Here is a 23,102-nt window from a genome sequence, read left to right as displayed (position 1 = left end):
TGATAAATAGGAACCGAAGAGATAAAAACATATCACACTTTATCATAGTAGATTCTATGATAATTCCATAACCTTAAGATAGGAGAGAAATAGTTTTGACTATTAAATTTATTAGATATATTAAGCAAATTAGACTCATAAATTTTATAAGAAAAAAAATGAAAAAGATTTTAAAAAGTATTCAATATAAATCTACTAAAAAAGCACATAAAAAATTATTTTTTAAGTATAAAAACTTAGTATTACCTTACCAGCCTCTCGAAATTGAAGGACAAACTTTTAGTGGTAGTAAGCGAGAATGCGAAAATCGCTTGGAGTTAATAATAGATGCACTAAAAGTTCATAATGCTTATAATGTTTTAGATATTGGATGTGCGGAAGGTTGGTTATTAAAGCAGATAGCAAGTAATGGTTATTTTGCTTTAGGGATAGAAATAGACGATAAACGCTTAGTACCTGGTGAGGTCTCAAGGCTTTATGATGGAAATTCCGGGGTTGCTGCAATGAAGTCTTGGATGACGCCACCAGATATTTTGAAACTACCTAACTTTGATGTAATTTTATGTTTATCTGTAGTACATCATATTATTTACAAAGATGGCGTAGAGGCTGCCCAAAAGTTTATAAGTTCTATTTCTATGAAAGCTGGAAAAGCTGTCATATTTGAAATGGGTACTTCTGAGGAAAAGGAAAAAGAATGGTCCTATAAAATGCCTGAAATGCCTGAAGGTCAAGAAGAATATATAAGGAGTTTTTTGCAGCAAGGAGGATTAAAGAACATAAGGGTGCTTGGGAAATCTTCATCAATAAATAAAGACGCTGAAAGATTACTTTTTATAGGAGAGCCTAAATAAACGAGGATAATTGATATGAATAAGAGGGAGAACAGTATATGCTAAAGTTATTAACTAAAAAGTTATTATATTATACTGGTTTTTTTGGAACAATTTACGAGAAGTTATAAGTCATTAAAAAATTATCTAAAGAGCGTTTATCATTTTGTGTATAAAACATTTCAACTTAATAAGTTGTATAATATATTAAATTTTAGTTCAGAGAAACAAATCAAATTATTTCCTGATGAAGCAGAAGGTTTAGTTCATCAAGTAATATATGTCGATGTGGATAAAATTAAATGGGGTGGACGACCTTCTCTTGAAAATTGCAATAGCAAAAAAAGGAAATTTATAATTAACGGAGGATGGGATATAAGTTCAAGATTGTTAATAGATGATTATCTAAATGCAGATGTTAACTGTAAGAGTATAAAGCAATTGTTCATTTATGGGTATTCATATTGGGAGTGCGATGAATATAAAATGATGAAAAAAAATATAGAACAGAATTTAATTTCTTTAGAAAAAACCAAAGGTTGCGAGAACCTTGCGCAATTAGCTAATTATTATAATGAATTGATAAAAACTTATAATAATATAAAAAAATACGGCTATAAGAGTCAAGAGGAATTAGGAAACAAAAAAGAAAACGAAATAACTGTATTTATAGATAGAAACGGAGAACTCCAAAAAAAGCACGGAGAAGGACATCACCGTTTAGCAATAGTTAAGTTACTTAACATTAAAAAAATACCTGTTTATATTAAAGCAATTCATTATAATTGGGCTTTATATTGCTTGTATCACTACGAAAAAGATATAGTGTCTGCAATAAATGAAGGTATTAAAAATGAGATTGAAAGTAAGTATAGTTAGACAAAAAATTTAAAAATATATTTCTTAATTGATTTTGGAGAGTGCTACTATGGAGAATAATTATATTGGTTATAGATATGTTAAAATAAACAGCATATGGTTTTATTATGATCAAAACTTATTAAGATTGGGTTTGATATTATTTTTTAAAGGTAAACCTTTTTTTCAAAAAGGGAATAATTTAAAAAGCTTATTAATTAAAACAATTAGCATAAACAAAATATTATTTAGCTTTTTACTAGTGTGTACAAAATTTAAAAAATTACCGGTTAAAATGTATGAGCATAAGGCTGATTTAGTCATTGAAATTCAAACAGGTCTAAAGTATTTTGATTTAAAAAAGGAAATAGTTCATAAAAGATATCATTCATATTATACAGAAAAAAGTATTAAAAATGAAATTGAAAGAATCACTAGGTACGGAAAAGATTTTGCTCCCCCAATTATTAATTATAATTTAAGTAAGAAGCAATATACGGAAAAATATATTAATGGAGTACCGTTGTCTTATGATTACAAAAATATGAATACATTTAATACAATAATGATAGAACTTTTAGGGAAACTAGTAAAATCTGAAGAATTGATTACTGTAAAGGTTAATGATTTAATAAGTTCTCATGAACAAAACATTAAATGCTTAAAAAAACATATAAGAAACAAATATTCAAAAAAAAGCGAATTTAATGACATACTACATTTTCAAAGCAAAATAGCAAGTAAGTTAAAAATGTTTCACAATGATATAATTTACATGAGTATTTCTCATGGAGATTTGAATGAAAAGCATGTATTGTATTTAGAAAGCCAAAAAGTTGAAAACCTTAAAATTTTAGACTGGGAATCTACAAAATATAGAACTTGCTTGTTTGATTTAACAGACTTATTTCTTAGAAATTATGTTCGTAGTAGGAGTAACTGGAAAAGGTATAATTTTTTTAATTTACTAACTCAGTTAGATAGAGCACGAGAATATTTTATTATTCAATATATTGACAATTGTAAAGAACATATTTTAAACAATAAGAATTTGTATAGGTGGCTATATTTTATAGAACGAATTGATAAAATTGTAGAATTTAGGGAGCTTAATGAACACACAATTAAAGTATTGCTGAATTTTGTGAGGGCATTTGAAGCTTTTGATAAAATAGAAGGGGATATATAAAGGTGGTGAAAACGATTGTGTTATTATGAAAGATATAAAGCCTTGATTCACAAATTAGGAGTAGAATATTTAGATGAACTTAATAAATATGGGTATGTTTTGCCAGGTAATAATGGACCATATATGGATCCAGAAACTCCTGTCAGAAATACAGCGCATTGGTTGATTACTTTTAGTTACTTATATAAGGAAACAGGAGACAAAATCTTTTTAGAAGGTTTAGAGAAATGTGGAGAGTATTTGTTATCAGATGAAGCTAGACCTATGCAAGCTACTTTTTATTGTAGGAAAAACCCTAAAAAAGATTTTAGCAATGGATTAATTGGACAAGCATGGGTTATAGAGGCTTTAGTTGAAGCTTACTCAGTTTTAGATAATGATAAATTTATTAATGCTGCTAACGAAGTATTTTTATTACATCCTTTTGATGATAATCTAGGGTTGTGGGTAGTGGTAAATGTTGATGGTAGTTATAAAGGATTTGACATGACTTTTAACCATCAACTGTGGTTTGCAGCAGCAGGGGCACTTCTACATAACTTACAACAAAATCAAGAATGTAGAAGACAAATTGATATATTTTTAAAAAAAATAAAACATAATTTTCAAGTTTATAATAATGGTTTAATTAAGCATAAAATCCAAAGAAAACATAATAAAAAAGAAAAATTAAGATGGGGTTATGATTTGTGTAAAAACTGGAAAAACAGGCTTGTGAGTGGTAGAAATATGGTTTATAAGGAGAATGGCTATCATCTATTTAATCTATATGCCTTTGCCCTAATCTATTATTATATTGATAGTGACAATCAATTTTGGGAGTCTAAAAAATTTAAAAAAGCGCTAAATTATGCCTTCAGTGATTCACTTTTTACTATTTTAGAAAAGGATAATCATGCTTTAGATATAACTTTTCCAGCAATGGATAAAAAAATAAGTGTTAATAGATATGGATATCCATATAACGCTCCCGGATTTGAACTACCGTATATATATAATATATTTAAGGATAGATTTTTTAAAAACAATAATAACCAATGTTATGAGAAAACAAAGTTCGCTTTGAAAAGACAACTTGCTTTAACATATGAAACAAACTTAAATAGTTTTTCCATTAATACTGAAGACCAAAGGACATTAAATTCTAGGATATATGAAATTACAAGAGCTTTATAGTTTAAAAAGGGTAACATAGGATATAGATAAACTTGTAATTAACAAATTGTGTAATTGGTGATTTTACAAAACATGGAGGTTGAAAAACTTTATGAATCCAACTGTGTCTATTATAATTCCTGTTTATAATGATTCAAAAGCTATTTATAACACATTAACCAAATTAGAAGAACAAAATTATCCTAAGGAAAATTATGAAATTATAGTTGTTGATAACGGTTCAACGGATGACACAGTTAAAGTAGTTGAAAAATTTGAGAATGTATCTTTACTATTTGAACACTTTAATTTATCAAGTCCATATTCTGCTAGGAACAGAGGAATTGAAAAAGCTAGAGGGGATATTATTGTTTTGCTTGACTCGACTTGCTTTCCTTCAAAAAATTGGCTTTTAGCAGGAGTCTCATGTTTATATAATAAAGGCGCAGATATTGTCGGAGGAGAAGTGGCATTTGATTTTGGCAATAATATAACTGCAGGGAAAATATATGATTCTATTACTAATATTAAAATGAGAGAATCAATACTTGAAAAGCAAGTTGCAAAAACAGCTAATTTATTTATAAAAAAAGAGGTATTTGATGAAGTTGGAAAATTTCCTGAAGGAGTACGTTCCGGTGCTGATGTTCGTTGGACAAGAAAGGCAGTTACACAAGGTTGTAAAATGGTATACTGTGAAAAAGCTTATGTTGAAAAAATAGCTAGACCTTTTTTTTTGCTAGTAAAAAAACAATGGAGAGTTGGGTTAGCTCAACCAGAAATATGGAAAGAAGAAGGAAGACAAACGAATATACTTTGGTTGCTGGTAAGAATTTTCATACCTATACGCCCTAAAAATGTTCGGGAAAATATAATGAAAAGTGGTTCCCAATATTATGAAAATTATTATTATAAACTTGTGTTAACGGGACAAGTAATTAGCATTGTAATGAAAACAGCTAATTTGGTAGGGTTTTTAAGGAATAAACTTAAAAAAATAATTTAACAAAAATTTAACAAAAATACAATCCTGGAAAAATTATTTTCAATAAAAAGGATTGGGCAGAGATAAATTCTTGGGATAGGCATGTTAAAAAAGTTATAGGAGCAATAAAACAAAATAATCAATAATAAACACAGTTTTTACGGTGGTGAAAAGAGGGGATGAGTAAGATTTTGGAATATATAAGATTGATGAAATTTTATATCTTGATTAATTTAAAAAATAAATTATTATATGGTTTTCAAGCACCTAGATATAAAGAGAGGATTTGGGTGAATCCAAATGAGGTTGAAAGGAGAATAAGAAAGAATGAAAGAATTAAGCATTTTGGTAGTAAAAAAGTTTTAAGTGGAAAAGTAATAGCAGGAGATTGGGATTATGATACAGTTTTTATTAAAGAAAAATCATTGTATAAAGCATGTAAAAAACATTGGATAGAAGGTGTTCCTTGGGAAAAAACAGGAAGATATGAAGCAATGTTGAAAAATATATATAAAAGAGGAGACGTTGATGGATGTAAAACCATAGAAGATGTTATACATAGATATAAACAGTTAGACAATATTTTTGAAAGCGTACGTAAAATTGGTAGGTTGTTAACTAGAGAAGAACTTGAAGGTAAAAATCGTTGGTTTGCTAAAGGAAGAGGTGAGATTGAAGTATTTATTGACAGAGAAGGCAAGCCAATTCATGGTGAAGGAGGAAATCACAGGCTAGCTATGGCAAAAATTTTAGATCTTGACTTGATTCCAGCGACGATTGGAGTTGTACATCCACAAGGGATAAAGTATTTATATTATTATAGAAAGCCTGAAAATATTAATTCGAAGAACTAGAATTAAATTTTATAATCTAGTTTTTTAATTACGGGGAAATTAACTTCATTTTAAAAAATGGTTATGACAATTGAACGAGATTCTTAAAAGTATAAAGTTAATGTGAGCCTATATTTTGAATGTATTATTCCCGTGCAGGATATCCCTCTCACATGTTAAGGATAATAGGTGGTTTGACTTATCATGATGGTGAACTAAAAACTATGATATAGCTTTTAAAAGATAGTATAAGGGGGAAATATGGAATAAAAATAAAATCATGGTACGGGATATTATAAAATTTGAAATAAAATTAACTTGTGATATTAACTTAGAACTTGTAATTAATTAGCACTTATCGATAATAGTTGTAAAAATTATAATTGCATTCCGAAGGGTGGTAATTCATAAGGTGAATAGATTTGAAATAATAAAAGTTGTTACTGGTGCAGATGGTGGGGGGGTACGTACTTCAGAGATTGAATATACAAAAGAATTACAAAAACGGGACGTTAAAGTATCAGGTATTATTATTGGTAATGGAGATACAAAAGACACTTACAAAAGTCTTTTTGATCGATCGTTTGAGCCAGGGCACCCTTTTCCAGTATTTGGTGGTAGTGTACTAAAAAAACCTCTAAATATTGCGAGCTTGCTTTGGAGGACTTTTCAGGCTGCTGATTACTTGTCAAAGAACTTTCCTGCTTGCGATTTACCATGCGTATTATCGGTAAGAAAACCGTTTTTACTTCATTTAAGTGGACTTCTCTCCAAACGCTTAGACATACCAGTGCTATGGCATATACCAGATACTATGAACTTATATAAAAGGTATTACATTAATTACATTTTAAATAATTATAACATTATCCCAATAGGAAATAGCCTGTACACATTAAATAAACTTGGATTAGAAAGTAGTGATATTGTTTACCCGGGTTTTTCTAAGGATAGGGTTGTTGGACAACCCCAAAAAGATTTTAAGACTGAATTAGGAATATCACAAGGAGATGTCGTTTTTGGCATGGTATCTCGCCTTGTATATGATAAAGCTCCAGACATTGTATTAAATGCCTTTTTGGAATCTAAGGCATTTTCTGAAGGGGCTCATCTTATTATCGCCGGAGGCCCTTTAGAGTCTAAACTTGGTTCTTACTTAAATGATATAGCAGCGAAGTATGGTAATGGACAAATTCATTTATTAGGTATGATAGAAGACGTGAAGTCTCTTTATCATACAATAGATATAGCGATAAATGGACGCAGGAATGCAGAACCTTTCGGAATTTCTATTATAGAAGCGATGGCGGCAGGTAAGCCAGTTATTGCTTACAAAGCAGGGGAACCTTCAGTTACCGTGGTTGATAGTGAAACTGGCTTTCACGTTGAGAAACCAACAAAAAAAGCGTATAGAGATACTTTTGACCGTGCTTGGGAATATAAAGATAAGTGGGTGAAGATGGGAGAAAGGGCTAAGGAAATATCAGAGTACTATACTGTGGAACACCAGGTTTCTCGTTACTTGGAAATTGTTAGACGTATATTAAATGAAAATGATATCAGTTAGTCTACATAATGGTTGATTAATGGATGGTATGGTTAATAAAAGATGGAACTGATTTGCATCAAGCTTTAGAAGGGTAGTTGATGGATTTATGAAAGAAATTTTAGAGGGTTCTTTTAAAAAAGAGAAGCTTATTTCTTTTTTACCCTATATGTTTTGTGCTTATTTTATATTAGCTCCTTTTTATTTTTTTGACAGCGGAATGCCTCAGGTTGCAGATTTCATTCTGGGTGTGCTGATTTTTATAATACTATTACTGATTTATACTGGAGAAGTAGATATTTATCCGCATAGAAAACTTGTATATATTTTTGGTATGTTAGTTTCTTATATTGGAATTATAAATTTGATATTTTATTTTATTACCCAGGATATCTTTATAGTTCAGAGTATTTTATTTTATTTCTTTAACTTTCTAGTTTTTGTCTCGTTTTTGGCACTGTATACAAGCAGTGTTGATAAGAGGAAGTTTTTGTATATAATATTAATTTCTATTATAATTTCGGTAGTGATCCAGGTTTTTTTATCAAGTTTTACGATAGAATTGGAGGATCTTAGGGCTGGTAGCTGGGGTCAAATTAGGCAGACAATTTTTTTTAATAATCCAAATCAACTAGGTTATTTCGTTCTCCTTTCAGCTTGTTTTTTAGGTATCGGTTTGAATTATTATAAAATTTCTATTACAAAGCAACTTATTTTTTATTTAGGTTTATTGTATCTTTTAGCCATTTCACTTTCTAGTGCAGTCATTATAGGTTTTATAATACTACTTTTTTTTGAATTGTTTAAAAAACCAAGACTTGTCTTTTTAATAGGCCTGCTTTCAGTTGTTTTATTTTTAGGATTTTTTATAGTTAATTTTTATTATGATGTCCCGGTGCTGGATAACATCGAAGAAAGAGTAACAACTATCGGAGAATCCCCAGATGATAATTTAGCCGGTAGGGGCTATGATAGAATAGTAAATCATCCGGAATATCTTGTTTTTGGTTCAGGTGAAGGAGCCTTCGAGAGGTTTGAATCAGAATTAGGGAACAAAGAGATGCATTCTGGGATAGGCACTATTTTGTTTTCTTACGGTATAATCGGTTTTTCTTTATTTGTAGCTTTGTTTTATTATATATTTAGAGCGACAGGTATCGATCTTATATTGTACTTGTCTCCTGTGCTATTTTACGGATTAACACATCAAAACTTACGCTGGCCCCAGTTTTGGTTGCTTGTTGTTTTTATATACGCTCTTAATGATTATTATAAGAAAACTGATGACTATATCCTATGTTATGATTGAAACAATTGTTTTTGCCCTACAAAGGAGGAAACTAATAGATTGCCAAGAATTATGATAATATCCGGCAAATCCAGTTCCCTTATTAATTTTAGGGGAGACTTGATAAGAGAATGGATAGAATTAGGCCATGAAGTTATAGCTGCTGGCCCTGAAGAAGGGGTGGAAGAAGAACTTTTATCCCTAGGAGCCACTTTTATAAAGATACCTCTAAATAGGACCGGGATAAACCCTGTAAGTGATATTAAATTTTTGAAAAATTTAATAGAAGTATTTAAAAAGGAAAAACCAGATATAGTTTTTTCATATACTATTAAACCTGTGATATATGGCTCTATTGCAGCAAAATTAGCAGGAGTTAAAAATATCTATTCTTTGGTTACGGGTTTAGGTTATACTTTTTCTAATGGTGGTTTTTTAAAACAAAAGCTACTACAAAAACTTGTTTCCTTACAATATAAGCTTGCTTTTAAGTTTAACCAAAAAGTTTTCTTTCAAAACCCTGATGACATACAGCTGTTTAAAGAAAAAAAAATAATATCTGATAATAATGTTGTCTTGGTTAATGGTTCCGGAGTTAATACCTATGAGTTTGATTACTCTGACCCCAAGACAGATAGGATAAGCTTTTTGTTAATAGCAAGATTAATATGGGGAAAAGGTATAGGAGAATATATAGAAGCAGCAAGGAAGATAAAAGAGAAGTACCCTGATGTTCTATTTATGTTGATTGGCCCCTTAGATAACAATCCGGACTCTGTTAAGAAAAAAGATATAGAAGAGTGGGAATCAGAAGGAATTGTGGAATATCTTGGAGAAAAGGATGACGTAAGGCCTTATCTAAAAAAGTGCAGCGTATTTGTTCTTCCTTCTTATTACAGGGAAGGAGTACCAAGGACTATCCAGGAAGCTATGTCTGTTGGTAGGCCTATTATTACTACAGATGCACCTGGTTGTAGAGAAACTGTAGTAGAAGGAGAGAATGGCTATTTAATTCCTACTAAGGATAGTAACTATCTTGCGAAAACAATTGAAGAGTTTATAAAAAATCCTGATATGATTAAAAAAATGGGGCTAAAAAGCAGAGAAATTGCCGAGAACAAATTTGATGTTAACTTGATAAATGATAAGATTTTAACTGAGATGGGGCTAAGTAGGGCTAAGGGAGGGACTTAAATGAAACGCTTGTTCGACTTTATTATGTCTATAATGTTAATAATATTATTTTCTCCCTTACTTCTGATAATCTCAGCCTTGGTTGGGGCTAAACTTGGTACTCCCGTATTATTTATCCAGAAACGACCAGGTCTAAATGGTAAACCCTTTAATATTTATAAATTTAGGACGATGACTAATGAGACAGATGAAGAAGGAAACTTACTTCCCGATGAGATACGGCTTACTTCTTTTGGGGAGTTTTTACGGGATTATAGCTTAGATGAGCTACCCGAGCTTTTTAATGTTTTAAAAGGGGATATGAGTTTTGTAGGCCCTAGACCCCTAAAGATGGAATACTTAGAAAGGTATAATACTACACAGGCAAGAAGGCATGAAGTAAGGCCTGGTATAACTGGATGGGCCCAGGTAAATGGAAGGAATCTTCTTAGCTGGGAGGAGAAGTTCGAACTTGATGTATGGTACGTAGATAATAGAAGTTTTTGGCTTGATATAAAGATTTTGTGGCTAACCTTTGTAAAAGTTATAAAAAGAGAAGGAATTAGTGCAGAAGGTCATGCTACCATGCCTGAATTTATGGGTGATGGACAGGATCAAAATGTATCTAACTATTAAGAGGAAGTGTGGCTAATGAAAAAAAAGGTCGCTGTCATTGGAGCAGGTGGCTTTGGCAGAGAAGTTATAAAATATATTGAGGATATTAATGAGGTTAATACTACTTCTAAAACTTTTGAAATAGTTGGTTTTGTTGATGATAACTATGAAAAAGACTTTTTTGTTGATGGTTATCCTGTTCTAGGTAAAATAGAAGAGCTAAACGACAAAGATGATATCTATGTAGTATGTGCTATTGGAAACCCAAAGGTTAAAAAAGAACTGATAGAAAGAGCGAAAAATAATAACTGTAGATTTTTTAATGTTATTCATCCAAGTGTTTATATGACAAAAAATGTAGAACTTGGCGAAGGAATAATCATTGGTCCTTATACGGTTATTACCACTAATATAGTAATTGGTAACCATGTATCTATAAATCCAAGGTGTGGGTTTGGTCATGATGCTATAATTAAAGATTATGCTAGTTTGTACTGGGATGTTAATATTTCAGGTAATGTTGTAATAGAAGAGGGATCAGAACTTGGTAGCGGTAGTACTATTATTCAAGGGAAAAAAGTCGGTCCCTGGTCAAGAATTGGAGCAGGGGCAGTTGTTGTAGACGATGTGGCTGAAGGTGCTACTATGGTTGGTGTTCCTGCTAAAGATATTAGTCAGTAATACTTTTTGGTAATGAAGGAGATAAATTAAAATGATATATAAGGATTGGGAATTTTTTTGTAAAAAGCTAAATGAATTTGATATAAATACTTATAAGGTGAAGGATGCTTTTGAAGATAACATAAAGGAGCCCTTTGCCATAATAAGACATGACCTGGAAGGGAAAATAAGTCGGGCCCTTGATATTGCCCGAATAGAAAGTAATAATAATATAACTTCAACATATTACGTTCATGGGGAATTGTTAACCCCTGCTAATGTTGAACTTCTTAGAGAAATAGAAGATCTTGGCCATGAAGTTGGTTATCATTACGATGTATTGGATAAGCATAATGGCGATAGAGAAAAGGCTATAGAAGAATTTAAATATTATATAGATAAATTTGTAGATCTTGGGTTTGATTTAAAATCTATCTGTCCTCATGGTAATCCACTTAAAAAAAGAAATGGATGGAGGGGTAACAAAGATCTTTTTGTCCCCGGTGAGAGCAAAAGATTATTTGGATTATATGATGCAACTGTTGATATCCCTTCTCAAGTTGGAAAAGAAAGATATACTTTCATCAGTGATGCTGCTTATAGTTGGAATAGGGGAAATTTTAGTGATATTAAAGATATAGTAGACTTTATCAAGGATAATAACTCTATTTATATTTATACTCATACCCATAGATGGCAAAAATCAAGATTAAAGTTTTATGTAAGCAAATACTTATTTAGGTCTGCTAGATTTACTGCAACAACGGTATATAATAACAGCGTGGGGAAAGACCTGGTTAACAAGTTTTACTACCTGGCAAAAAGATTATAAAGTAAAAGGCAAATATTATTTAACATCTGGAGGTAAATAGATGCAGATACCTTTAGCAAGTCCAGATATAACAGAAAAAGAAATAGAAATTGTAAATCAAGTTATGAACTCTCGTCACCTGGCTATGGGTCCAAAGTTAGAGGCTTTTGAAGCTAAGACTAGAGAAATCACCGAGAAAAAACATGCCATTGCAGTTAATAGCGGGACAAGCGGCCTTCATCTATTAGTAAGGGCACTTGGCATTGGTGAAGGTGATGAAGTGATAACTACTCCCTTTAGCTTTATAGCTTCAAGTAACTGTATTTTATTTGAAAGGGCGAGGCCTGTCTTTGTAGATATAGATCCTTATACATATAACATGGATATTGATAAGATCGAGGATAAGATAACTGACAAGACCAAAGCCATCTTGCCCGTTCATGTATTTGGCCAGATGATGGATATGAAGAAGTTAAAAGAACTTGCTGATAAATATAACCTTAAAATTATCGAAGACTCCTGTGAGGCATTAGGAGCCTCATTTGAGGAGATAAAAGCAGGGCAGTTATCAGATGCTTCTGTATTTGCCTTCTACCCAAATAAACAGATTACAACAGGTGAGGGCGGGATAATAGTAACTGATAATGATGAGATAGCTAAGTTATGCAGGAGCATGAGAAACCAGGGACGAGGAGAAGGAGAAGAATGGCTTCATCATGTAAGGCTAGGTTATAACTACAGGATGGATGAGCTAAGTGCTGCCCTTGGGGTGGCACAGCTTGAGAGGCTTGATGAGATTCTTGACAAAAGAAAAAAAGTAGCAGAGGAATATACTGAAAAACTGAAAAGAGTAGATGGTGTTAAACCACCTTATGTATCAGACAAAGTGAAGATGAGCTGGTTTGTTTATGTGGTGCAGGTGGAAGAAGGGATTGATCGTGATAGTGTAATGGAATATTTACAAAGCCAGGGTATAGGTTGTAGGCCTTACTTTTCTCCTATCCATCTTCAGCCTTTTTATAGAGAGCAGTTTGGGTTCAAAGAGGGAGATTTTCCAGTATGTGAAGGGGTGGGTAAAAGGACTATAGCTTTGCCATTTTTTAATAATATCTTAGAAGAAGAGATTGATTATGTGGTGCAAAAATTAGATGAGGTTGTTAATAGATGAGTTGCCGGTAAATATCTGTATAAACAAAAATGAGTAAACAGATGTATTTGTAGGAGGATTTGTTGTGTTTAAAGGAGTTATTTTTGATATTTTTTATAAAATATTACTGTCCCTTGGGGTGTTTAAATAAACAGGTATAATAATAAATAAACTTTATATTATGGAATATGGGAGGAGGGTTCGTGTTAAACATGGTAAGCAAATGTCTTAAAGCAATAACTTTAAAGATTTATTTTTTGACAATATTTTTTTTAAGTGTTTTTTTATTTTTACACGGTTCTGCTACTGCCACCACAGCAGATGAAGATGTTGAAATTTACTACGAGACTATAAAAGATGAAATCCGAGAGCAAATTGATGCAGATGAAAAAGAAAACATTACTATAGAAGATATGAAAAACATTAAGGAGTTAGATTTAAGTGTCCTTGGTATATTAGAAGAACCAGAGGATATTAAAGATTTATCCTGTCTTGAGTATGCCAAAAATTTAAAAAAGTTAGAGGCACCTGGGTATTCTATAGAAGATATAACTCCTTTACAAAATTTAGATAATTTAAAAAAATTGAATCTTAAAAACAATAAGTTAAATGATTTAAGTCCTCTAAAAGAACTAGACAATTTAGAAGTTTTGAAATTAAGAGGAAATGAAATAAAAGATTTAAGCCCTCTGGCAGAATTAAATAATCTTAGAAAATTAAATATTAATTCAAACAAAATAGAAGATATTGGGCCTTTAAAAAATTTAAGTAAATTAGAGGAATTAAAACTAAATGACAATAATGTTAAAAATCTAGAGCCTTTGCGGGACTTAGTAAACATTAAGAATTTAAGATTTGGTGGTAATGAGGTATCTGACATAGAACCATTAAAAGAATTAACAAATATAAAAGAGCTAAATTTTGTTTTAAATGAAGTCAATAATTTGGATGCGCTTGAAAACATGGAAAAATTAGAGATACTATTAATTAATTCCAACGAAATTATCGACGTATGCCCATTAGGAGGTGAAATAGAACAAAACTTAGAACCTTTAAGGGGGCTTAAAGAGCTGAGAAGAATTAATATGAGAGCTAATCTTATAAGTAATCTAAGCCCTTTACAAGAATTGAACAATCTTGAGGAACTTAATTTTGATCTAAATCATGTAAGTGATATTTCTCCTTTAAAAAACCTGGAAAGTCTTGAAGTGCTAACATTTGAAGAAAATTATGTAGATAATATAAGCCCTCTAACGAACCTCCAAAATCTGAATAGACTTAATTTTTGCAAAAACAATGTTTCAGATATTAGTCCTGTAGAAGAACTAACAGAATTAGATACATTAGCATTTAGAAACAATAAGGTCACTGATATATCCCCGGTAAAATCTTTAGAAGGGTTAAACAATGCTTTGAATTTTAAAGGCAATAAGGTGAAAGATATAAGTCCTGTAGAAAATCTAGAAAAAGTAAGTTACTTAAAGTTTAATGACAACCTTGTAACAGATATTACCCCTTTAAAAGATTTAGATAATCTTAGAATGCTGAAGTTAAAGAAAAATTACATCGATATAAGCATGGGATCTAATAATAGCTCAATAATTGAAAATTTTGAGAATGACGGTGTTACAGTTAAATATGAACCTCAAAATAACAAAGAAGATCTAGACATAGAAGAAAAAGACATGGACAGAATTAACAGGCGCCTTGAAGATATAGAAGAAATTAAAAATAATCCTGAAAGGATAGAACAGATTAGACAAAAGCCTTTAGAAGATAAAGTTTTTGTAAAAGGAAAGCAGATAGATTTCGATCAACCACCTGTTATTGAAGATGGAAGAACTTTAATTCCTGTTAGGGCTGTTTCAGAAGAACTAGGAGCCAAAGTAGATTACATAGGCGAGGAGAACGCGATCCTAATTGAAAAAAAAGATGTAAAAATTGAAATGACCCTTGGTGAAAAAGAAATTTACGTTAATAACAGTATTAAAGACCTGGATGTACCTGCTAGAGAACAAAATGGAAGAACCCTGGTGCCTTTGAGATTCGTTAGTGATATGCTGAAAAAACCTGTAAAATATCATGAAAATACTAGTGAAATTGATATTGGTTTGGATGTTTAATAAAGCTTAAGTGTTTAAAACTTTTAGCGCCCTTTGACGGGCGTTTTTTTATATCAGTAAACAAGTCCTAGAAAAAATGGGAGGTAAATCCTATATAAATATAGAAAATTATAACATTGGATTATTTAAATATTATGAATATTAAACTATAGTACGTGAGGTGATACGATGTCTAACCTGTTTGATTTTGTTAAGGATATTGATGAAGGATTATACAATCACTGCGTAGATGCAGAGAAGAAAGCTAAGACAAGCCCTACTGATGCAGCTAGTAATTTGAGAAGGGCAATGGAGTATTTTCTGAAATGGTTTTTTGATTATAATAATCTTTCTAGAAAAAAAGATGACGGTTATGAAAAGTCAAACAACGATATGATCAGAGAGGCAAAAAACAGACGCCTTTTGCTTGGCTGGCAGTCAGATTACTTACATAAGGTCAAAAACCTGGGAAATAAATATACCCACACAGATGGACCAGAAGATACTTCAAAGAAATCTCCTTTGGGAAAAGCTCATCCCGATGAAGTTATAGACCATCTACTTTTATTTCACCGTGTACTTAACAGCTATTTTATATTTAAAAAAATAATGAAGAAAAAAATCAGGATTTATGATCCTGATTGTAAGAAAGATAGGGAAGACTTTGCAGACAAGGTGATGATTGAGGATTATATCCCTATCGAAAATTTAGATGTCAAAAAATATGAAGAAGGTTGTGAGAAAAAGTATTATTGCAAGATAGAGGAAGTAGAGCTTGAAACCATCTCTTATTATGTTATTAGGCAGTTTAGAAGACCCCTAGAATATACTCAAAAAGACATTGAGTTTATCACCCGGGATCTAAAAGCTATTAGGCGAAGCTGGGATGAGGAAATGGCTAATGTGGTCAAAAACCATAATATTTCGACAGAAAAGGATAATGTGCTGTTTTTTACCTGTTATGAACTAGGGGACGAGGATGTTAATCTGACAGAGATAAATTTACCATCTCTAACTATAAAAGAACGCCTTGATATGATACTTGATGTTGCTAAGGGATTGCATGAGCTTCATAACGCTGATGAGCCAATATACCACCGTGCCCTAAGCCCATCAAGTATCTATGTAAGAAAGAAAAAAAGCGGTGCTCGTATTGCCAAGATCGGAAACTTCGAATATGCAAAACTGGTTAATGTAAGTGGTGCTACCATGAAAACAAAAGTCATAAATAGAAGCGTCGATATGTTTCAACCAGGAGAGATCAAATCAGGTGGAGATGATATAGATTGGAGTAAGGTAGATATTTATTCTTTTGGGATGCTAATAATTTATTTATTTATTTTTAGCAAGGCAAATGCAGAAACAAATGTTTTTGATGCGTTAAAAAAGTTTGACCTATCCGAGGAGTTTTTGGGTATTGTAGACAGTATGATAAACAAAACTTCTTCGAAACGCCCGGGTATAGAAGACGTGCTAGATGTGATCCAAAAAGAGGTGAAAGAGTATGCAAAAGCTTAGCTATAATAAGTCTCATAACTATACAATAACTAAGACCATTTATGAAACTCAAGATGGTGAGTCAAAGTTTTTTGAAGCATTTGATGAAGAAGAAAAAAGAAAAGTAGGGATAAAATCTTTGGATGTTCCCAAAAAAGACCTTCAAAATGCCAAAACAGAAGCCCAGATGCTAAATTATTTTGCTAATAAGACTACCAGTATCCCTGCTCTCTATAGCACGTATTATGATGAAAAAAATGAACGTTTTTATTTAATAATGCAGCTTATCGAAGAAGGTCGTACTTTAGAGCAGTTACTGAAAGGGAAACTGCCGTTAAGGCAGGGACTTCAGATAATGATAAATTTATGTGATAGTTTGTCTATTTTGCATCAAAAGAAATACCAGCACAGGGATCTAAAACCAGCGAATATAATGGTGCAAAAAAACAATCAAGTCTATTTAATTGACTTCAACTTATCTACAAGAGTACCTTTTGCCGGGGAGGGTACAGACTTTTATAGGGCACCTGAGCAAAGTGAATATGTATTTGGTATAGGTCAGGACAGGGCAGATATATTCTCGGTGGGTGTCCTGTTGTATGAGATAGCTACGGGTGAGGTTCCTGCTCCCGGAAAACATTATCAAGTTGATTTTGATGATCAAAGGGAATGGAAGGTTTTTTATCCTCCAAAGGATATAAATAATAAAATCCCGGGGCAGGTGAGTGAGCTGATAGAAAAGTGTATGAAACTTAATCCAGAAGAGAGGCCAAAGGATGCCAATCAACTTAAAAGAGAGTTGATAAAGGTCATTAAGGGGGTTAAGTAGTTGGAAGACAAGATTAAGTGGGATGACTTTGACGAGAGAATGCTTAAGCGATTTGATTCTAAGGGGAGCTTTTTGGAGCTAGAAAGAAAACTTAATCATCTAGAATCTATTACATCTATTGATATTGATGATAGCTATAGTTCTTCTAGGGGAGAAGGTGAAAGCTCATGAGCGAGATGAAAGCACCTATCTATTTGTATGAAGATGAGGGAACTTATGAGATTGATAGTCCACTGCCCCTTGTTTGTACTAATGCTTTTTTTAATCAATGTGCTGATTTTTCCATTGATTCAGAGGTTTTGATTAATCAACTAGTAGAACAAAAAGTCTTTTTGATAAATTATGCTCCAAAGAGTAAAGAGTTTTTTAATATTTTAACAGAGAAGGTAATACTGGTCTGTGCTTTAGAAGAGGAAGGGAATTTCACCATAACCAGTGTACAGGAGAAAACCGTAGGTAAACAAAATCATTTTATTAAGCATGCCTTAAAAATACGTACTAATCATGGAGCTGTGTTATGGCACGGGCAGAGAAGTAGCTGGGGAACTGTTAGGCCAGAAACTGCCAGAAGAAAATTTCAGCCTTTTGTCTCTGGTTTGGTTGAGAGGATAAATGATCTAAAGACCCCTGGAAAAGAAGAAACAAATGATTTAGAAGAAGAGTACACAGTTAGCAACAAACTAGATGAGTTATTGACAATGGCTGAATATTATGTAACTGCAGAAGATGAGATCCAAAAAGTTGCTGCCCAGTCTGGCCCACAGATTAGCTATTATCAATTCAGTGCTGTGGATGATTATGCCCGGGTAGAAAAATTAGCTTATAAATTTTTAGTTAATGATTTTGACCAGAATTTGTACAAAAAAGGTGCACGGGTGGTTATACATTTGGACGGGGACGAAGAAGTATCTGGTGTGATCATGGATATAGACACAGATCAGGAGCCTTATAGTATAGTTATCCTCTTTGATGAAAAATTCCAGGTCAACAAAATGCTTCCTCAGGGAATTATTTCCTTAGAGTATAATGCTGTACAGCGAATGGTGCGCGAAGAGGTTATAGAAGGGATAAGAAATGGGACAACTCCCTCTACATATATTGACCCTGTAATCGGCAGGGGTGAGTTTCGAGGATTTTCTGACAAGAAACTTGATCATATCATAGATAGACTAAAAAATAGCACCAAACCTCCTAATGAAAGCCAATTAGAGGCTATAAAGAAGGGTGTCGAAACAGAGGATGCTCTTTTGGTGCTTGGGCCTCCTGGGACGGGTAAGACAACAGTTATATTAGAATGGGTGAAGTATTTTGTATTAGAAGAAGAATTGCGTGTTTTGGTCTCTTCTCAAAATAATAAAGCGGTTGATAATGTGTTAGAAAAATTAGTAGATGAAGATAAAATTGATACTATTAGAATAGGCAGTGAAGAAAAGATCCAGTCGAATATAACTCCATTGATGTATGAAAACCGTGCCTATGAACTGCAAAAAAATATAATCAATGCTAATGAAGTATATATGAAAAAAGTTCAAGAGAAAAGAGAAGAGCTTACAAAATTCTTTGATAAGCTAAGTGAATTAGAACCAATTGCTAAAGAAGTACAAACCCTGCATGATGATCTGGTTAAAAGATATGATAGCTTATATAAAGATTATATTGAGCCTTTAAAAGATTATAAAGATCAAGATCAAAAACAAAAGAATAAAATTCAAGACCTAAGAGGTGAGATAGACAAGCTAAAAGAGAAGATAAATAAACATCTTAATAGTCCGGCCTGGAAAAAGGTATTTACCTGGATTATGTATATGATTAATAAACGGTCGTTAAATAGCGCTTCTAAAAAATACAGGGAATTGCACGACGAAAATGAGATGATTATAAAGGAATATCAAAACTTAATTGACTCTATGGAGGAATTTAGAAAGGATAAAATTGAGCCAGTAAAAAACAGGTGGTATCAGGAATCTGATAAATGGGATGATGCAGTTTTGGAGGTAGAAGATTTTGAATATAGAGATTTGGGGGATAATATCCTGGAGTTAAGCCCTAGAAGTATTGATAAGGAGAAAGCCTTGGATGAATTAACAAAACTCAAAAAAAGCTGTGATAAACAATACAGAAAAGTAAGGATTGTAGAAAAGGCTCTTAATCGCTGGCGTGGTTTTTTGGATAATAAGAAAAACTATGCCCTATCAAAAGTTTTATTAGAATCAGTTGATTTGATTGGGGCAACATGTATAGGGATTAACAGTCAACAGCGTTTTCAAAATCTTGATTTTGATGTAGCGATTATTGATGAGGCAGGGCAAATTCAGATACATAATGCCATAGTCCCAATGAGTAGAGCAGAGAAAGTGATAATGCTTGGAGATCACCTTCAAATACCGCCAATTGCTGATGAAGCAGTGATAGAACGGTGCAAAGATGCAGGCATAGATACTGATTTTTTAACAAAGAGTTTGTTTGAATATCTATATGAGGATTTTTCCGCTGATAACAAAATATTACTTGATACTCAGTACAGGATGCCTGATGTTATTGCAGAGCTTTTGTCGGAATGGTTTTATGAGGGTAAGTACCGTTCATTTAAGAATAAGATCGATGTTAAGACACCTTTCCCTAATTTATTTAATAACCCTTTTGTCCTAATTGATACTTCTACTGCAAAGAATAGATATGAAACCAGGGTTCTAGAGCAGGGCTATTATAATGATTATGAAGCCAATTTGGTGGTGGAAGTTTTGAAGCAGATATTGTCTGAAGCAGGAGAAGCTGATGATGAAGATGAGAGTTATAGAAAGCCGTTAAATGATGTAGGTGTGATAACCCCTTACAAAAAACAGGTTCAGCATATTAGGGACATGGTAATAGAAGCTATACCTGGTATATCTAAGAAGGAAGTAGTGGATCTTGTTGCATCACTTGATAGCTTTCAAGGCCAGGAAAGAAGTGTGATTATCTACAGTTGTACAAGAAGCAGTAAAAAACCTCCCCACGTTCCAAGGATAGGATTTTTGAAAGAGCTTCGGCGTCTTAATGTGGCCCTGTCTAGGTGTCAGGAACAGTTGGTGTTTATTGGAGATTTAGAATTTTTGTCTACATGTGAGTACTTTGAGAAGGATGACTTTGAGCAGCCGCTTGTAGATGAATATGGAAGGCCGCTGCCGGGAACTAGTGAAAAAGAATTTTCCCAGTTTATTAATTTGATGCTTAGTTATGCAGAACAGGGAAAAGCCCAGCGAATTAATAGCAAGGATTTGTAATAAAAAGATAAGGAAGAAAAGGAGAGCTAGGTTATGGCAAAAACCCCTTTTACCTTTCCTCACGTGGTGTTAGAGGATTTTTTTGAGGAATATCCGGAATTTTTGAGAGGGGGTAAGGTTGAACTTTGGTCATGTGTGTATTATCCCCTTGCTGACTTAGAGCTTGAGACAATTGAATCGAGTAGTGAAGAGTTTGAGACTATAGAACATTCTGTTCTTGAGTTGATCTACGGTGGAGTAAAAGACATACAAATGATAGCGGATATGATGGGTCTTACCCCCAAATATATAGAAAAATTAGTTAAGATACTAGAGGGATATGGGCATGTTTTGGATTTTGAGCTTACAGCTCTTGGAATGCAGTCGGTTAGGGATGGGGTGAAATATCAAAAGTACAGCACCAGGCAGAAGGTACAGGTTGACCCCCTTTCAGGGTCTTTGATCACCAGGGAAATGCATCAACCACGGGTAGGGCTTTTGAGTGAAGAAGACACAAATAGATATATCCCTCATTTACAGCCCTTAGATCCTCATGTAGAAGAGGATATATTTCAGGATCTAAAAGATAATATCGACATATATAAAAAGCGAAAAAATACTGTGTTTTATTTAAATATAGATAGTATTGAAAGGCTTGTTTCTAAGGAAATAAATTTTGCTTATGGGTTTTTGGTGAAATTTGAAAAAATACCTGATCCTTTTGTGCTTTTGAAATGTAAAAGGACAGAAAAAATGGAAGATGCAAAGGATGCATTTTATTGGAAACCTGTTGCCATATCTAATAATACTAAACAAATCCTAGGGCTTTATAATACTGATATAAACGTTGTTTCTGACAGTAACTTTGATACTTTGAAACAGATTGCAGGCGATATCAAAAACCAGCTTGATTATATTTTGGAAAACCTATATCAAATTCCTGCCAAAATCGAAGGGCTTATAAAATCAGATTGGTGTATTGATTTGGAGTCCCTGGAATATGAGTTAAAAGGCAATATTATTTACTTGTCAATTGACCAGGAAGATATTGTAAAAATAGATAAAAAGTTTTTAAAGTCACTATTTCATTACGATATAGGGTTAAATTCAAGAGTTAATAATTCAAATTTTAGGCCGTATGTTAGGTTTGGGGCTAATCATGTCTATCCGGGTCTTGTGTGTTATGCAAAAACTAATAGTGGTCTTCTAAAAGAGTTAGCTTACGAATTACAAACCAAATTAAACGGGGTAGAAGACATAGAAACTTTTAATGAAGAAAACATTTCTAGTACTGATAAACTAGAAAAAATTCTCGAAAATCTTAAAAAAATGCCTCCAAAAGAGCAAAAGAAACAAGCAAATAGTAAACAATCACAGTTAGAGGAAAATAAAAATGAAAAGGTATTGCACAAAGATACTGATTATGATAATCAATCGGCACTTAACGATGGACTTATGCCTGATAAGGAATTCGAAGAAGAACTTACTAAGGAGATTGCTTCAAGTTACTCAAGTGATAGTAATGTGACAGAAGATGAAGTTGAGATGGTAAATAATGAAGTAAGCGATGAAAAATTGATCTATAATAATAAGGTAAGTAATAATAAAGCAAGTAATAATGAAGAGTATGTATATACTTATGGGAAGGTTTTTGATATTTTTGTTTGGTTAAAAGATAATGTTTTAATGAAAAGCTCACTAATTAAAAGGTTAGGAGAAAATTTTAGCGAAAATTATAATCTTGATTATAGATTTTTTGTTTCTAATCTTACAACTTTTTTGTTGATGTTTATGCTTGTTTTATTAGGTGGGGCAGGCTTTTTACCAACTTTATTAATACCCATTATAAAATTTGTAGAAGTATATGATAAAAAACTAGAAAATAAAACCAAAGATATTTTAAGAGTTGAGAAAAACACCTTTAAAAAAATAATTATAGGTTTGGCAGTTGTTGGTGTGTTTTTGGTCCTTCCAAATATGACGACCATGCCTTATTTGGTTTTTATGATAATTTTATCTTTGGTTGGTGTTTATGCTTATTTTGAAATTAAGTATGACTTAGTTTTTGATGAAAAGTGTTACGATTTATTACCAAAACCTTTTTGGATTGTTTTGGAGATAGCTGCATTGCTTGCTGTTTTTTTGACAGCATTGTTTTTACTTATAGTTATACTGTTTTTGTTTGTTGAGTTAACATTTTTCTTCTTTATAATTATAATAGTAATTTGGGTGATTTCTAGAAAGTCAAAAAATTGAAAAGGGATTTTAGTATAATTGAAGAATTAGATATAAGGATTTTTGTATAGGGATTTTTGAAGAATTTTTATTAATTAAATTTT

At 32.3% G+C, this 23,102-nt stretch carries 19 protein-coding genes; all 19 read left to right on the top strand.

From position 1 onward, the window contains the following. The first annotated feature begins 95 nt into the window (after positions 1-95). The 19 genes from ACONDI_RS11635 to ACONDI_RS11545 all read left to right on the top strand — a co-directional run bounded on the left by ACONDI_RS11635 (position 96) and on the right by ACONDI_RS11545 (position 23,019). Positions 96-854, top strand: a complete 759-nt coding sequence (locus tag ACONDI_RS11635; RefSeq protein WP_241078716.1) for a class I SAM-dependent methyltransferase — start codon at positions 96-98, stop codon at positions 852-854. 147 nt (positions 855-1,001) lie between these two features. Continuing rightward, entirely contained in the window at positions 1,002-1,712 is a 711-nt protein-coding gene (locus tag ACONDI_RS11630) for a ParB N-terminal domain-containing protein (RefSeq protein WP_241078715.1), read from the top strand. Positions 1,713-1,761: 49 nt separating this feature from the next. Further along, positions 1,762-2,880 carry a hypothetical protein gene (locus ACONDI_RS11625; RefSeq protein ID WP_241078714.1) on the top strand — a complete coding sequence of 373 codons (1,119 nt, stop codon included), beginning with the start codon at positions 1,762-1,764 and terminating at the stop codon, positions 2,878-2,880. Between the two features lie 15 nt (positions 2,881-2,895). Continuing rightward, entirely contained in the window at positions 2,896-4,056 is a 1,161-nt protein-coding gene (locus tag ACONDI_RS11620; protein WP_241078713.1) for a hypothetical protein, read from the top strand. 91 nt (positions 4,057-4,147) lie between these two features. Beyond that, a complete protein-coding gene (locus ACONDI_RS11615) occupies positions 4,148-5,041 on the top strand; it encodes a glycosyltransferase family 2 protein (protein ID WP_241078712.1) in 894 nt (297 codons plus the stop codon). Between the two features lie 158 nt (positions 5,042-5,199). After that, complete coding sequence (locus ACONDI_RS11610; RefSeq protein ID WP_241078711.1) at positions 5,200-5,874, top strand: hypothetical protein; 675 nt, start codon at positions 5,200-5,202, stop codon at positions 5,872-5,874. A 391-nt stretch (positions 5,875-6,265) separates the two neighbouring features. Beyond that, positions 6,266-7,420: a glycosyltransferase family 4 protein gene (locus tag ACONDI_RS11605; RefSeq protein WP_241078710.1), complete on the top strand. Its 1,155-nt coding sequence runs from the start codon at positions 6,266-6,268 to the stop codon at positions 7,418-7,420. A gap of 88 nt (positions 7,421-7,508) precedes the next feature. Then, positions 7,509-8,708: an O-antigen ligase family protein gene (locus ACONDI_RS11600; RefSeq protein WP_241078709.1), complete on the top strand. Its 1,200-nt coding sequence runs from the start codon at positions 7,509-7,511 to the stop codon at positions 8,706-8,708. Between the two features lie 39 nt (positions 8,709-8,747). Then, a complete protein-coding gene (locus ACONDI_RS11595; protein ID WP_241078708.1) occupies positions 8,748-9,881 on the top strand; it encodes a glycosyltransferase family 4 protein in 1,134 nt (377 codons plus the stop codon). Continuing rightward, positions 9,882-10,496, top strand: coding sequence for a sugar transferase (locus ACONDI_RS11590; protein WP_241078707.1), 615 nt, complete (start codon positions 9,882-9,884; stop codon positions 10,494-10,496). It abuts the gene before it with no gap. A gap of 15 nt (positions 10,497-10,511) precedes the next feature. Beyond that, positions 10,512-11,156, top strand: coding sequence for an acetyltransferase (locus tag ACONDI_RS11585; protein ID WP_241078706.1), 645 nt, complete (start codon positions 10,512-10,514; stop codon positions 11,154-11,156). Between the two features lie 31 nt (positions 11,157-11,187). Beyond that, positions 11,188-11,967 carry a polysaccharide deacetylase family protein gene (locus ACONDI_RS11580; RefSeq protein WP_241078705.1) on the top strand — a complete coding sequence of 260 codons (780 nt, stop codon included), beginning with the start codon at positions 11,188-11,190 and terminating at the stop codon, positions 11,965-11,967. Between the two features lie 40 nt (positions 11,968-12,007). Next, positions 12,008-13,114 carry a DegT/DnrJ/EryC1/StrS family aminotransferase gene (locus ACONDI_RS11575; protein ID WP_241078704.1) on the top strand — a complete coding sequence of 369 codons (1,107 nt, stop codon included), beginning with the start codon at positions 12,008-12,010 and terminating at the stop codon, positions 13,112-13,114. A gap of 191 nt (positions 13,115-13,305) precedes the next feature. Continuing rightward, positions 13,306-15,216 carry a leucine-rich repeat domain-containing protein gene (locus ACONDI_RS11570; protein ID WP_241080953.1) on the top strand — a complete coding sequence of 637 codons (1,911 nt, stop codon included), beginning with the start codon at positions 13,306-13,308 and terminating at the stop codon, positions 15,214-15,216. 168 nt (positions 15,217-15,384) lie between these two features. Then, the gene (locus tag ACONDI_RS11565; protein ID WP_241078703.1) at positions 15,385-16,713 is read left to right on the top strand and encodes a protein kinase domain-containing protein; all 1,329 of its coding nucleotides are present in this window, start codon (positions 15,385-15,387) and stop codon (positions 16,711-16,713) included. Further along, entirely contained in the window at positions 16,700-17,521 is an 822-nt protein-coding gene (locus tag ACONDI_RS11560) for a serine/threonine-protein kinase (protein ID WP_241078702.1), read from the top strand. Before ACONDI_RS11565 ends, ACONDI_RS11560 begins: the two co-directional genes overlap by 14 nt. Beyond that, positions 17,522-17,692, top strand: a complete 171-nt coding sequence (locus tag ACONDI_RS11555) for a hypothetical protein (protein ID WP_241078701.1) — start codon at positions 17,522-17,524, stop codon at positions 17,690-17,692. Next, positions 17,689-20,784, top strand: coding sequence for an AAA domain-containing protein (locus ACONDI_RS11550; RefSeq protein WP_241078700.1), 3,096 nt, complete (start codon positions 17,689-17,691; stop codon positions 20,782-20,784). The genes ACONDI_RS11555 and ACONDI_RS11550 overlap by 4 nt, the downstream gene beginning before the upstream one ends. 33 nt (positions 20,785-20,817) lie before the next feature. Then, positions 20,818-23,019, top strand: coding sequence for a hypothetical protein (locus ACONDI_RS11545; protein ID WP_241078699.1), 2,202 nt, complete (start codon positions 20,818-20,820; stop codon positions 23,017-23,019). The last annotated feature ends 83 nt before the right edge of the window (positions 23,020-23,102 follow it).

Source organism: Natranaerofaba carboxydovora (assembly GCF_022539405.1).
GTDB classification, from domain to species: Bacteria; Bacillota; Natranaerobiia; order Natranaerobiales; family Natranaerofabaceae; genus Natranaerofaba; species Natranaerofaba carboxydovora.
The sequence above is the reverse complement of the archived record's forward strand: the minus strand, read 5'-3'. Positions and strand labels throughout refer to the sequence as shown.

Excerpts from the sequence above, each read along its gene's own strand:
- ACONDI_RS11625 (WP_241078714.1), top strand. The coding sequence starts at position 1,762 with ATGGAGAATAATTATATTGGTTATAGATATGTTAAAATAAACAGCATA.
- ACONDI_RS11615 (WP_241078712.1), top strand. The coding sequence starts at position 4,148 with ATGAATCCAACTGTGTCTATTATAATTCCTGTTTATAATGATTCAAAA.
- ACONDI_RS11610 (WP_241078711.1), top strand. The coding sequence starts at position 5,200 with ATGAGTAAGATTTTGGAATATATAAGATTGATGAAATTTTATATCTTG.
- ACONDI_RS11600 (WP_241078709.1), top strand. The coding sequence starts at position 7,509 with ATGAAAGAAATTTTAGAGGGTTCTTTTAAAAAAGAGAAGCTTATTTCT.
- ACONDI_RS11590 (WP_241078707.1), top strand. The coding sequence starts at position 9,882 with ATGAAACGCTTGTTCGACTTTATTATGTCTATAATGTTAATAATATTA.
- ACONDI_RS11585 (WP_241078706.1), top strand. The coding sequence starts at position 10,512 with ATGAAAAAAAAGGTCGCTGTCATTGGAGCAGGTGGCTTTGGCAGAGAA.
- ACONDI_RS11580 (WP_241078705.1), top strand. The coding sequence starts at position 11,188 with ATGATATATAAGGATTGGGAATTTTTTTGTAAAAAGCTAAATGAATTT.
- ACONDI_RS11575 (WP_241078704.1), top strand. The coding sequence starts at position 12,008 with ATGCAGATACCTTTAGCAAGTCCAGATATAACAGAAAAAGAAATAGAA.
- ACONDI_RS11570 (WP_241080953.1), top strand. The coding sequence starts at position 13,306 with ATGGTAAGCAAATGTCTTAAAGCAATAACTTTAAAGATTTATTTTTTG.
- ACONDI_RS11565 (WP_241078703.1), top strand. The coding sequence starts at position 15,385 with ATGTCTAACCTGTTTGATTTTGTTAAGGATATTGATGAAGGATTATAC.
- ACONDI_RS11560 (WP_241078702.1), top strand. The coding sequence starts at position 16,700 with ATGCAAAAGCTTAGCTATAATAAGTCTCATAACTATACAATAACTAAG.
- ACONDI_RS11550 (WP_241078700.1), top strand. The coding sequence starts at position 17,689 with ATGAGCGAGATGAAAGCACCTATCTATTTGTATGAAGATGAGGGAACT.
- ACONDI_RS11545 (WP_241078699.1), top strand. The coding sequence starts at position 20,818 with ATGGCAAAAACCCCTTTTACCTTTCCTCACGTGGTGTTAGAGGATTTT.